The sequence below is a fragment of the Vibrio sp. Vb0937 genome, assembly GCF_033338855.1.
The window spans coordinates 411,064-423,984 of the sequence record NZ_JAWOTK010000001.1 but is presented as its reverse complement, the minus strand read 5'-3'; the positions used below and the strand labels follow the sequence as shown (position 1 = coordinate 423,984).

12 protein-coding genes are annotated in these 12,921 nt (G+C 44.8%); 8 read left to right on the top strand and 4 right to left on the bottom strand.

The annotated features are described in order from the left end of the window. The first annotated feature begins 110 nt into the window (after positions 1–110). The 7 genes from R7P67_RS01920 to R7P67_RS01890 all read left to right on the top strand — a co-directional run bounded on the left by R7P67_RS01920 (position 111) and on the right by R7P67_RS01890 (position 8,383). Positions 111–1,595 (top strand): hypothetical protein, encoded by a 1,485-nt coding sequence (locus tag R7P67_RS01920; protein WP_005375137.1) that lies wholly within the window; start codon positions 111–113, stop codon positions 1,593–1,595. Continuing rightward, the gene (locus R7P67_RS01915) at positions 1,579–3,162 is read left to right on the top strand and encodes a GGDEF domain-containing protein (RefSeq protein ID WP_151515322.1); all 1,584 of its coding nucleotides are present in this window, start codon (positions 1,579–1,581) and stop codon (positions 3,160–3,162) included. Before R7P67_RS01920 ends, R7P67_RS01915 begins: the two co-directional genes overlap by 17 nt. 244 nt (positions 3,163–3,406) lie before the next feature. Next, positions 3,407–3,787: a DUF3302 domain-containing protein gene (locus tag R7P67_RS01910; RefSeq protein WP_005375135.1), complete on the top strand. Its 381-nt coding sequence runs from the start codon at positions 3,407–3,409 to the stop codon at positions 3,785–3,787. Next, positions 3,787–4,917: an HlyD family secretion protein gene (locus R7P67_RS01905; RefSeq protein ID WP_005375134.1), complete on the top strand. Its 1,131-nt coding sequence runs from the start codon at positions 3,787–3,789 to the stop codon at positions 4,915–4,917. The genes R7P67_RS01910 and R7P67_RS01905 overlap by 1 nt, the downstream gene beginning before the upstream one ends. Positions 4,918–5,252: 335 nt before the next feature. Next, positions 5,253–5,801, top strand: a complete 549-nt coding sequence (locus R7P67_RS01900; RefSeq protein ID WP_005375133.1) for an ECF-type riboflavin transporter substrate-binding protein — start codon at positions 5,253–5,255, stop codon at positions 5,799–5,801. A 6-nt stretch (positions 5,802–5,807) separates the two neighbouring features. Beyond that, positions 5,808–7,547: an ABC transporter ATP-binding protein gene (locus R7P67_RS01895; protein WP_213871256.1), complete on the top strand. Its 1,740-nt coding sequence runs from the start codon at positions 5,808–5,810 to the stop codon at positions 7,545–7,547. Beyond that, positions 7,544–8,383 (top strand): energy-coupling factor transporter transmembrane component T family protein, encoded by an 840-nt coding sequence (locus R7P67_RS01890; protein ID WP_104976444.1) that lies wholly within the window; start codon positions 7,544–7,546, stop codon positions 8,381–8,383. The genes R7P67_RS01895 and R7P67_RS01890 overlap by 4 nt, the downstream gene beginning before the upstream one ends. Positions 8,384–8,505: 122 nt before the next feature. Here the strand turns inward: R7P67_RS01890 and R7P67_RS01885 are convergent, their stop codons facing one another. The 4 genes from R7P67_RS01885 to napG form a co-directional block, all read right to left on the bottom strand. Further along, complete coding sequence (locus R7P67_RS01885; protein WP_025768568.1) at positions 8,506–8,787, bottom strand: YrhK family protein; 282 nt, start codon at positions 8,785–8,787, stop codon at positions 8,506–8,508. A 206-nt stretch (positions 8,788–8,993) separates the two neighbouring features. Continuing rightward, positions 8,994–10,175, bottom strand: a complete 1,182-nt coding sequence (locus R7P67_RS01880) for an MFS transporter (protein WP_005375129.1) — start codon at positions 10,173–10,175, stop codon at positions 8,994–8,996. 199 nt (positions 10,176–10,374) lie between these two features. Beyond that, complete coding sequence (napH, locus tag R7P67_RS01875; RefSeq protein ID WP_213875888.1) at positions 10,375–11,229, bottom strand: quinol dehydrogenase ferredoxin subunit NapH; 855 nt, start codon at positions 11,227–11,229, stop codon at positions 10,375–10,377. Continuing rightward, positions 11,229–11,999, bottom strand: a complete 771-nt coding sequence (napG, locus tag R7P67_RS01870; protein ID WP_213875886.1) for a ferredoxin-type protein NapG — start codon at positions 11,997–11,999, stop codon at positions 11,229–11,231. Before napG ends, napH begins: the two co-directional genes overlap by 1 nt. 395 nt (positions 12,000–12,394) lie before the next feature. On the opposite strand from napG, the gene R7P67_RS01865 reads away from it, so the two are divergent. After that, on the top strand, positions 12,395–12,895 hold the full coding sequence (locus R7P67_RS01865) for a GNAT family N-acetyltransferase (protein ID WP_318085863.1): 501 nt from the start codon (positions 12,395–12,397) through the stop codon (positions 12,893–12,895). Positions 12,896–12,921: the final 26 nt, after the last annotated feature.

The window sequence follows — 12,921 nt, the reverse complement described above, 5'->3', positions numbered from 1 at the left end:
GCCCCTGATCGTTTACCAAAACGTTATCCGCATCGCTTTGGTAAAGAAACATGCATCTAACCACTTAATATTAGGTGTGATTTCCAGTTCGATAGTCATGGATGTGAACGTTGGATAAAAACCAAATTCAGCTAGAAGATGATCTCACTAAGCTTAAAGGCCAAATAAAATCGGCCCCTAAACATACCTTTAATATTGCGCAGCAATATCGTATCCGCGCGGAACAAATTTTATTTGTGGACGGAGAGATCAAAGCCTTACTCATCATGGCGCAATGCTGTTGGTGCCTAATGGATTACCGACAAGGCTTAAAACTCGTCAAAGACGCTTACAGCAAACAAACACAGCTTGAAACCGACGATCATCTCCCGGAAATTCTCCATCTTTTTGCTCTCCAATATTGGGGCCAAGCAAAGTATTATTCCGCGCAACAATATTGGATTAATGCGCTCGAACAATCTGCTCTTGTTGATGATGTTGAAATTCAAATCGAATCTCTAATTGGGCTTGGTAATGTATGGCGCATCACTAATGAACACCAACTTGCCGCTTCAACTCATGAGTTAGCCGTTAAAGTGGCAAACAATGTTCGTATTGCTTGGTTAGAAGGCAAAGCGCGCATCCTATTAGCTTGGGACTATTACTTACTAAATAAGTTTGTCGAGATGCTTACGGTACTGGATGGAGCAACCGAAGTATTAAAAGATCATGATGACAGTACGTGGCAAGCCGAGATCTGGGACTTTAAAGGGTTAGCACTGCTTGGACTAGAACGCCTTGATGCGGCCGAAGAAGCCACCCAAAAAGCCCACCAGCTCGCCATTGAGCATGACCTCGTTTGGATGAAAGCACACTCTTTTATTAGCCGAGCAAGACTTGAGCTTTTGCGCCAAAATACAGACAGCGCTGCCAAGTTGCTACTTGCAGCAGAAGAGTCTGCACTCAGTTTCGACCACGGTGAGCTACTCAGCCAAATTTGCTTCCAACAATCACGAGTCGCTGAAGAACAAGGTGACTTTGAGTCTGCGTTTAACGCGTTCAAGAAATACCGTAAGCACGCACTCAAAATGCTCAAAGAACAAACTCATCGAATCAGCATGGATAAAGCAAGAGGCTCTAAACGCCAACTAGAGCAGCGAGCACGTAAGCTGATCAATCATATTCGCTCTCAACACGAATACGACCCTGAAAAACAGTTCTCTAATGTCGTTTCTGAGACCTACTGGTGGGAACAGTTAGTTTTGTTTAAAACGGAGCTCAAACGCTCTAACCACGCCATCATTATGATTCAGCATTCAAACCCCGAAGTTCTCGATGTTTGTACCGAGCTCGTTCATGCATTGACAACCTCCAGCGACCTCATCTCGAGAATTTCCAGTAACAGGCTAGCAATGTTAATTGCAGAAAAAGGTCAAGCAGCAGAAGAGGTCTACCGCACTGTCCAAGCGATGTTAGACATCTATCCATGGAAGCGACGCGGAATCAAAGGCCCGAAACCGATACTGTATTTGCAAGATATCCTGACCTTCCCATTCACGTTAGAACAGCTCGAAGAAAGTTATATTGAGGTAATGAAGAATGGAACAACTGCTTAGCAAGGTGACTGACGCAGGTATCGATCCTTCTTCCGTTTCAGGTGAAGAAGCGATTACGCTATGGGAACACATAGGGTTACATATTGCGTCAACAAACCGAGAGAAAGCGCATTGCTATATCATTAGCGCCGAGTATCGAAGAGAGATCAAACAGCTCAACGACAGCATTAGTGAATTGAAACAAGCGCTTGAGTTGCTTGTTTTACCAGAGGATGTAGAAGATATTCTTTCTGTGAAAGCAAGCTTGAGTGAGCGTTTAGTTGAAGTAGGTGACTACAATGCGGCATTAACCGAGTATGTTGCTTCAACCAATATCGCCGTCGAGTACGGCTATATTGATGAGTACGTATTGGCCATTATTGGAATGGGTAATTTGTGCGATGCCTATGGGGATCACCAACGTGCATTACGTTATTATCAAAAAATAGATGCTATCGATCACGCTATTGGCAGTCGATCCCTACGCCTTCGTTACAAGCTGTACATGCTAGCCTGTTATATCAGCTTGAACCGTACCGCAGACGCCAAAGAGCTATTGAGTGAATGTGAAGAACTGAGCATTCTCGTCAGTGATAAAAACCTCGCCGCACAAATTCACCTCTACCGAGCCAAATTATATCGTCTGCAAGAAGACTACCCCAGTGCGTTGCTGGCTATTTCGAATGTTCAGTATACAACGGGTAGTGCCACGACATACTGGTTATCCACGATGGTCAAAATTGAGACTGCGTATTGTCTAAACGGTGTAGGGCACACTTCTTTAGCTAACTTAACGCTGGACTCCATCAGTAAAAGGATTCAAAAGCAGCTATCTCCTATCGTTACTCAGCATTTTTATAACGCGATGAGTCAAGTTTACGCCTCTCAAGGGTTGTATCAAGAAGCATTAAATTGTGAAAAAAAAGCGCACAGAATCGAATGTGATCTTGTAAAACATATTCCGATCGGTGAGTTAGGGTCTGCTCAACTACGCCGACTTTCACGCTTTGAGTTACAACTCAAACTCATTTTGTCAGAGCTAGAAAACAAAGAACTAAAAGAAACCACCAAGCAGCATAAAAATACTGTTGCTCAGCTACAGCAGGACGTCTTTACCGATCCACTTACGTCTTTACACAACCGACGCTGGTTAGAAGTTAAACTAAAAGATCTACTTCTGCACGATACTGCATTTGCATTGATGGTCATCGATATCGATCACTTCAAATCCATCAATGACGAACTAAGCCACTTGGTGGGCGACAAAGCGATCAAAAGTGTGTCACAGGAACTGGCGTCCTACTTCAGATTTAAAGGCGCATCGTGCGTACGATTTGGTGGTGAAGAGTTCCTCGTGATCCTTGAGAATACCCAACTGGAACGCGCAGAAATGCATGCCGAGAATTATCGTGAACGGATTTATCAATATGGTTGGGACGATATTCTTGGTGAACGGGGGCTGACCGTATCCATAGGGATTACCTTGCATCGAGAAGGCGAGAATACTCAGCGAACTTTTTATCGTGCAGACAAAGCTCTTTATCGCGCCAAAGCCAATGGCAGAAACCAAGTCTGTACCGAACTTTAAACCATGCCCCGGTTGACACCTGGGGCTTTAGTATACTTTTTACTTATCCTTCCTATATCACTTCACTGCTTGTTTAAATAAGTACTCAGCAACACCTTAACTGCCAATAAACATCAGTGGATACTTACATCGCATAAACATAATTCCTACATAAAAACCGCTTGATTCATCTGTAGTTAAGACAAATACTTAAATTGTTAATTTACGTAGATTTTCCATTTCGCAATACGCACAGGTAGGTAAGATGTTTCTAGACTATTTTGCACTTGGGTTACTCATCTTCGTTGCTTTAGTGATCTTTTACGGAATCATTGTCATCCATGATATTCCATATGAAATCGCCAAAGAGAGAGAGCACCCGCACCAAGACGCAATTCACTACGCTGGCTGGGTCAGCCTTTTCACTTTGCATGCGCTGTGGCCATTTTTATGGATCTGGGCAACATTATGGCGCAAGGAACGCGGCTGGGGTTTTAAACAACTAGAACAAGAAACACACGACATTCATCACCGCCTTGAAGAACTCATCGATGAAGTCAACGAACTCAAAAACGAAGTATCGATGTTGAAACAACAAAAGATTCAGCAAAAGCCTTTGCCTGAACAAAGTAAAGAGGACGAATAATGGACTTATTGCTGATTCTGACTTACGCAGCTCTTTGTATTGCCATTTTTAAAATTTTCAATATTCCTCTAAACAAATGGACCGTTCCAACCGCCGTACTTGGCGGCGTAGTGTTAGTGGGCACACTCGTGCTGCTTATGAACTACAACCACCCATTTACTCAATTGGGTAACCAAGTGTTCCCGACTACGCCTATCGTCTCTGGCGTGCGTGGCCGCGTGGTGGAAGTGCCAGTCCAGGCCAACCAACCGCTCAAAACGGGCGATATTCTTTTCAAAATCGATCCTGTGCCTTTTGAAGCAGAAGTTGCTCGCCTGGAAGCGAAAGTCAAAGAAGCAAGCCAAGGTGCGTTGGGCTTAGAGTCTGATCTAAGAGAGGCAGAAGCTGCTGTATTGAAAGCGCAAGCGGACAGAGATAAAGCACAAAGGGAATTTAGCCGATATCAAAGGGGCTTTGATCGTGGCGCGTTTACTGAACAAGATTTGGATACTCGACGCCAAGCGTATAAAGCGGCAGAAGCCATGTTAGACGTTGCGATTTTGCAACAAGAACAAGCTCAAATCGCTCTGGACTCTGAAATCGGAGGCGAAAATACCCAAGTCGCGCAACTTCTTGCCGAGCTGCGTAAAGCAGAGTTTAACCTAGAGCAAACCGTCGTTCGTGCGCCAACCGATGGTTACGTTACGCAATTGGCTTTGCGTCCTGGTGTTATGGCTGTGCCGTTGCCACTTGCCCCGGCAATGACCTTCGTACATACCGAAGACATTACGTACACCGCGGCATTCAGACAGAACTCATTACAACGCTTGAAGCCAGGCTTTGAAGCAGAATTTATGTTCCGCGCAATTCCGGGCAAAGTGTTCCGTGGCGAAGTCATTGACGTGATTCCAGCCATTGGTGAAAGCCAAATTCAAGCGCGAGGCGCTCTGCTTGGGACTGATGCCTTGCGCACGAGCGGACGTGTTTTTGCGAAGCTGAAAATTACCGACGACTTGAGTGGATACCACCTACCAATGGGTACTGCGGTTGAAGTTGCAGTTTATTCAGACAGCTTTACTCACGTATCAGTGATGCGCAAAGTGCTTATTCGTATGAAGAGCTGGCAGAACTATTTATACCTCGACCATTAATGAACATATAGCGCATTCATTTATTGGTAAAAATAACATCAAACCGTGTAATCAGGGGCTGACGATCAGCCCCTGATTCATTCTAGCCATCCAGATAGATAGCATTCCCACTTTTATTAATATTCTGTATAATGCGCGCCTTATTTTTAATGCTTGCTAAAACCAAAGCCAGTCAAAGGGATGCGTGAATCAAATCACACATTTCCTGAAGAAAAATAGAGCAAACAATAAGCAGCTTGGTTGTTTTGAATATATGTTACACAATCAAATAACTAACGCTTTCCAACAATATAAATGAACGTTCTTTAAAATCGACTATTGAACTGAGGTTATCTATGAATCTTTCCGCTAAAACTGTTGTGGTTATTGCAATCGGTGCTGCTCTTTACGGTATCGGCGGCTTACCTATGTTTGGCATCCCTGTGTTTGCAAACACAACGCTAAAACCAGCAATGGCAGTATTAGCATTGTTCTCAGTACTATTTGGACCACTTGTTGGCTTCTTGGTTGGTTTTATTGGTCACTGGGTTACTGACCTATTTGCAGGTTGGGGCGTATGGCTCACTTGGGTACTTGGTTCAGGTATTGTTGGTTTGATTATCGGTCTATTCCCTTCTCTAACGCGCTACCGTTTGGAGAAAGGTGATTTCAATATGAAAGACTTCGCGTTATTCGTAGTACTTGCGCTATTAGGCAACGTATTTGGTTACGGTTGCTCTGCATTCCTCGACACGATTTTATACGCAGAACCGTTCACTAAAGTGTTTACCCAGCTTTCTATTATCGCGATCGGTAACACCATTCTTATTGCTATTGTTGGCTTCTTCATTCTTAAGTCTGTCGCTAAACGTAACAAGCAAAGCCGTAACTTAACAGAGGCTTAATGTCGAATGACAATCGAATTTTCTAACTTCTCTTTTAGATATGAGTCGCTGGACAAACCGACGCTAAAAAATATCAATCTAAGGATAGAGAAAGGAGAGAAAATCGTCATTATCGGTCCAAGTGGTAGTGGTAAATCTACCCTTGGGCAATGTCTTAACGGACTGATCCCACACGCAATCAAAGGGGAAACCAGTGGAACATTGACCATCAATGGTCAAGACACCGCCCCTTTCGACATGCACCAATACACTGAGCAAGTTGGCACCGTACTGCAAGATACGGACAGCCAATTTGTCGGTTTGAGCATTGGCGAAGACATTGCATTTGCGCTGGAAAACCAGCTAACTTCAAATATCGACATGTACCCATTGGTCAAAGCCACGGCCAAAATGGTCGACTTGGAACAGATGCTAGAACGCTCACCCCACGATTTATCTGGCGGGCAGAAACAGCGTGTTTCTTTGGCGGGCATTCTCGTCGATGACGTCGATATCCTTTTGTTTGATGAACCACTAGCTGCGCTTGACCCTAAAACGGGTAAAAAAACCATCGAGATCATCGATGATCTACACCGCGAAACGGGTAAAACCATCGTAATTATTGAGCATCGTCTTGAGGACGTTCTGCATTGCTCCGTTGACCGTATTATCTTGATGGAAAGCGGCGAAATCATTGCCGATACAACGCCAGATGAAATTTTAGCGTCGCCTCTGCTAGAAGATTACGGCATCCGCGAACCGCTTTATATTTCAGCACTGAAAGAAGCAGGCTGCTCGATTGAGGGCGATGCAAAACCTTCTAGCTTAACTACCTTACCGTTGGAGCAATATAAACCGGCAGTACAAGCATGGTTTGATGGTTCAAAAGCACAACCGCCCAAAACGCCAGCCGAGACTTTGCTTGAAGTCCGTGGCCTCACCTATTCTTACGACGGTGAGAAAAACGCGTTAGAAGACGTGAGTTTTGACATCAAGCGTGGCGAGTTTGTCTCTGTACTTGGCAAAAATGGCTCGGGTAAATCGACCATCACCAAACTGATTATGGGCGTTATTGAAGCGGATAGCGGCTCAATGAGTATGAATGGTCAAGATCTTAACGAACTGACCATCTTCGAGCGCAGCCAGAAAGTGGGCGTGGTGATGCAAAACCCGAATCACATGATTTCCCATCACATGATTTTCGACGAAGTGGCCTTCGGCCTCCGTAATCGTGGCGTTGAAGAGAAACAAATCGAAGCTAAAGTACTTGAAGTCCTTGAGCTGTGCGGTTTGAGCAAATACCGTCACTGGCCAATCGAAGCATTGAGCTACGGCCAGAAAAAGCGCGTAACCATTGCGTCAATTTTGGTATTGGAACCAGAGCTTCTGATCCTTGATGAACCGACGGCAGGTCAGGACTATCGAAACTACACGTCTATGCTGAGTTTCATCGAAAAGCTCAATCGCGAGTTGGGCGTAACCGTGATGATCATCTCTCATGACATGCATTTAGTGCTGGAATACACCACGCGCTCTATCGTGATTGCAGACAGTAAATTAGTCGCGGATGCACCAATGACGCAGGTATTCAGCAGTCCAGAGCTACTAGACCAAGCAAACCTCACTACCACAAGTTTGTTTGAGTTGGCTACGAAAGTTGGTATCGAGGACACCAATGGCTTTATGCAGCATTTTATCAATGTAGAAAAAGCGCACCGCCAACAAAAAAGCGACGAAGTAAACCAACCAGAGAAAGCAGTGGCATGAAAGACAACAAAATGAAGTTTGGTATCAACTACATCGATACCCAATCGCCACTTCATAAGTTGAATGGCATTACTAAGTTCTTGCTTTTCATTGCTTGGGTAACGGTGGTATTGACCACATTTGACTTGCGAATCATCGCGCTGTTGATCGTGCTGGGTTTGGGCTTATTGAAAATGACCAAAGTGCCCTTTCATGTCTACAAACCGCTGTTATTCGGTACAGGCACGGTATTACTGATCAATGCCCTGTTTATGTTCGCGTTAGCACCGCAACAAGGTACTGAGTTCATGGGTTCATCAACGGTTTTACTCTCGTTACCCGGTAATTACTCGCTCACTCAAGAGACATTGTTTTACCTAGTAACAGTGACGTTGAAGTACTTCAGCATGTTTCCAATCGCGTTGGTGTTTGTATTTACCACTCACCCGACGGAGTTTTCAGCCAGCTTGAACCGCTTGGGTGTGCCTTACAAAATCGCCTATGCCGTAAGCTTAACGCTGCGCTACTTGCCGGAAGTGAAAAAGGACTTTGTTAACATCATGCACGCGCAACAAGCACGCGGAGTAGAACTGAGCAAGAAGGCTCCGTTGTTCACTCGTATGAAGAACGTCGCGAAGATTCTTGGACCTCTGATTTTCTCTAGTTTAGACCGAGCCGATCAAATCTCAAACGCGATGACGCTACGTGGTTTTGGCCGCCACTCCTCTCGCACTTGGTACAGCTTAAAACCACTGACCAAAGCCGATATGATCTGCATGGCTGGGATTGCGGTGATAGTGATTGCGGCGATCAGCAAGCGTGTTATCGACACACAACTGTTCTGGTATCCGTTCTAAATTCTTAAGCTTCAAACAGAAGATAACGTGCTTAGTATTGCGAACACGTTATCTTCCCGCTTTCCCCTCGATAACTCGCCTGTTGGCTTCTTGCTTGCGAGTGTTCAAAAGAAGCGGTAATTTCAGCGGCTCGCTGATGTGCCAGAAAGTTGCTTATTTAAACGACCAACATGAACTAAACTCATCAGTTTTATCAGGGGCTTAATGATCAACTGCGCACTGCCCACGATGAAAAGCCAAGTACCACTTTCAATCAACGAATCATTCAAAAAGAAAAAGCTACCAATTAAAAACCAAATAGCAATGAGTAGGTCGTTTGCAGCACCTAACGCCTCATAGCGGCGCTGAATAACGATGTGACGGCTTCCTAGATCTAAATCCAACTCTCTGCCATGTATCTGCACTGTATAGCTCCCCTCTTATTGTTTCGCGTCAGTTATGCCCAAGTTATTTCGAAATACTTAGTTCTAAACCCTAACGGACGTGGCATGCATTGACAACCATTGGAGGGATTATCTCTTTGCAATAAAAAGAAAAGGGCGCATAAGCACCCTTTTTAGCGAGTCTAATTACAGGTATTCGCTTTAATGATTAGATAGTGAGTACCAACTTAACTCCACTTCAACAAGCGAGTTTCGTTGCCTTCTTCCGGCTTCGCTGGAATATTGAGTGACAACAGCAAGCTCACTGCTGCCATACCAGCGCCGATGTAAAATACGCTCGCAGGTGAAACAAGCCAGATGACACCAAACGTAACAGGTATTACAACTGCAGCAATATGGTTAATCGTAAACGCAACGCCTGCGGTCGACGCCATATCGGCAGGATCGGCAATTTTTTGGAAGTAGGTTTTAATCGCAAGCGCTAACGCGAAAAATAAATGATCGACAACATACAATGCTGCCGCCCACTCTGCCGTTTGCACCAAACCGTACCCGACGAACACGAAGATCAAACCGACGTATTCAAACATCAACGCTTTGCGCTCACCAACAACGCCGATAAAACGGCCTATTCGCTTCGCAAACAAGAAGTTAAAGACATAGTTAATCAGGAACAGCAACGTAATATCTGCGGCGGAGTAACCAAACTTTTCTACCATCAAGAAGCCAGCGAACACCGTAAAAATTTGACGGCGTGCTCCACTCATAAACGTAAGCGCATAGTATAACCAGTAACGTTTACGCAGGATGAGCTTCTTGTTCTGAGGCACTTTTGTCTTAAATTGTGGGAAGGCAAATGCCATCACCAAAATGAGCACAAAACCTAAACCACCAGCCATTAAATAGACCGTTTTAAAATCAAGTTTGAGCTGTTCGAGCGAAACCCAAATGGCGCCGTAGGTAAACAGAGAAGCCAAAGCTCCAACAGAAATAAACTTACCCAGCATTTCTGGCGCTTCTTCTTTAGATAGCCATTGTAAAGACAAAGACTGCTTGAGTGTTTCAAAGTAATGGAAGCCGGTGGACATTAACAACGTTGTAAAAAGTAGACCGTACAAAGTGGGAAAATAACCTGTTAATGCCGTACCAAGCGTAAGCATCGCCAAAGAGACGAGCATAAAGCGTTGCTCTCGGATAAACAGCAATACAAACACGGCGGTAAAGGCCAAAAAACCCGGAATTTCACGCACACTTTGCAATAGGCCTATGTCGGCACCATCAAAGTTTGCTTTCTCGATAACAAAGTTGTTCAACAACGCCATCCAGGTAGAAAAAGCAATGGGCACGATAATGGAAATTAACAGGAGGAAATTTTGCGGCGTTCTCCAGCCGTGCGATGAGGTAGTCATGATGTTTCCTTTAAATATGAAGGCATCATCATAGCTTTAAATGTAACAAATTCGCAATATCATTATTATTTTCAACCCAGAGCAAGCAGATATGGCTGAGGGATATTGTTATGAAGATAAACATCGCACTTAACTCCTTGGCTAAGCGCGATGTTCAAGTATCAAGAGAAATAAAGCATGAGTAAATGTGCTCAGTGGCTTAATCAATGACTTTTACTGATAGGCGATTTTTAAATTCAAACACATGTTCTGGACATACATCCAAACAACGACCACAGCTAATGCAGTTTTGATCCATAACTCGACGATCTCCCTCTTTCAAAGGCTGCCGAAGCACTTCTGGTTCTGGGCAAACGTAAAAGCAATCCATGCATTTGGTGCAATCTTCGCGGCGAACAGCAGTAACGCGCAACAGGCTTTTTCGGCCTATCACGCCATAGGTAGCCCCCAGTGGACATAAGTGCCCACACCACCCATGCTCAACCAAGAGTAAATCCAACACGAACACTAGGGCGATCAACACCCAACCTGCGCCCATACCAAACACCAACCCGCGATGCAGTGCCGCCACTGGATCTAACCATGTCCAAAGAATTGCGCCAGACAGCGCACTGCCCAACATCAAAACAGGGATCAGCCAATAACGAATCACGGGAGACCAACGATAGCTCGCTTTCATGTTGAGCTTTCGACGCAACCACGCCGCCAAGTCTGTCACGATGTTCAACGGGCACACCCAAGCACAAAATGCGCGCGGCGCCAAAATCGCGTAAAACACCACGACAATCACTACGCCTAACAACGCATTAAACTCCGGAACATGCCCTGTCGCCAAAGCTTGAAGCACAATTAACGGGTCACTTAACGGCACGGTATCGAGCAACATACTTGATGACAGATTACCAGTTAGAATTCCCAGCGTCGGCCCAGCCATAAATAGCGCAATGATGGTGAACTGACATAGCCGACGTAAAATCAAAAACCGATGCGCGCGCCACCAACCAAGCTTTTCAAGCGCTTCTTTGCCAGCATTTTGAGCTAAATTCTTTGCCATTACTTACCTCCTTTTAGCGATTCAAGCGCACCTTCCGGCACAGGCGTCTCACTAGAGAGGATATTTTCGAGTGGTTTGTCGATCTCTTTCCAACCAAAATTGTAGTGGCTGCCCACTTTGCCTTTCGCCAAATCCGTCGGGACAACTTTAATAGCAGCGACATCCAACACGCACGCTTGTTCACACTTACCACATCCGGTACACACTTCGGAATTCACTGTAGGGATAAGTTTGGCGTGATAGCCGGTTCGGTCGTTGTGAACCATCTCTAACGTGATGGCTTCATCAATCAGCGGACAAACGCGATAACAAACGTCGCATCGTAACCCTTGCCAGTTAAGGCAAGTTTCATGGTCAATAAGAACCGCTGTACCCATTCGAGCATCATCAATATCGGTTAGTTTCGGATCCAGCGCCCCACTCGGACAAGCGACAACACAAGGAATGTCTTCGCACATTTCGCAGGGAATATCGCGTGCAGTAAAGTAAGGTGAGCCAGTCGCGACGGGTGAAAGTAATGTCGCAAGTTTCAAGGTATCGTAAGGACATGCCTGAACACACAAGCCACATCGAATACAAGCTGATTCGAAATCGCCTTCCGGCAATGCACCTGGCGGACGAATAGGCACACCTTTGGTTTCTCGAGCTTGGCTTTGTAGCGATTGTAAGCCCAATACACACGCAGCTGCGCCAACACCAGCCGCAGTCCGAGCTGTATCACGCAAAAATCGGCGCCGACTTTGCGATATTTTAGACTGAGAGGATTTCATGCTATTTCCTCAACAAAACTCCCTTATCAAGTTAAGCATAAATAGCCCTAAACGTGTCGTTTCCCTATACCTCATAGGAGGTAACTCCATCCTCTATTGATTCAAGTCAACTGACGCACAGTGCCGTCGTCACAGTTTGACTAAATGCGTTTATTTACTGCGACATGAAATTCACCACGATACTCTGCAGTACGCGCCATTCTCAGTACAATAATTCAACACCTTTGCAATCTACTCGTTCAATTCGATGACAAATCACTACTAAAAATTCAAAAAAACACATCATAACAAGCTAATTTAAAAGGCATTTATCCATTAAACATAAAAAAACACTATCCAAATAAGAAAACTGTGGTTAGATTAAAAATTAAAACTAAAAAGCGAAGGAGAGAGGCATGGAAATTATCGTACGTCCAACGACCGTCGAAGACGCAGCGGCACTCGTAGAAATCTATTCACAACCAAAAGCACAACGTGAAACCCTGCAACTCCCAAAGCCTTCGCTCGCGATGTGGGTGGAAAGGTTGTCAAACATACCTGATGGTGTTTATAGCTATGTCGCTGAAATTGATCGTAAAGTCGTCGGAAATATTGGCTTTCACCACTCTCTACGTCCAAGAACGATGCACACTGCATCGTTTGGCATCGGAGTACATGATAGTTTCCATGGACTCGGTATTGGTAGCAAATTGATAGAAACAGTCACTGAACTAGCAGATAACTGGTTAAATGTGAGAAGAATTCAGATAGAGGTCAATGCCGATAACGACGCCGCCATTGGGCTTTATAAAAAGCATGGATTTCAAATTGAAGGTGAAGCGATTGACGGTTCCTTCCGTGATGGTGAATTCATCAATACCTATTACATGGCGCGCATCAGACCAGGCCAAAGATAAAACAAAGCCTCCTACTAATTGGAGGC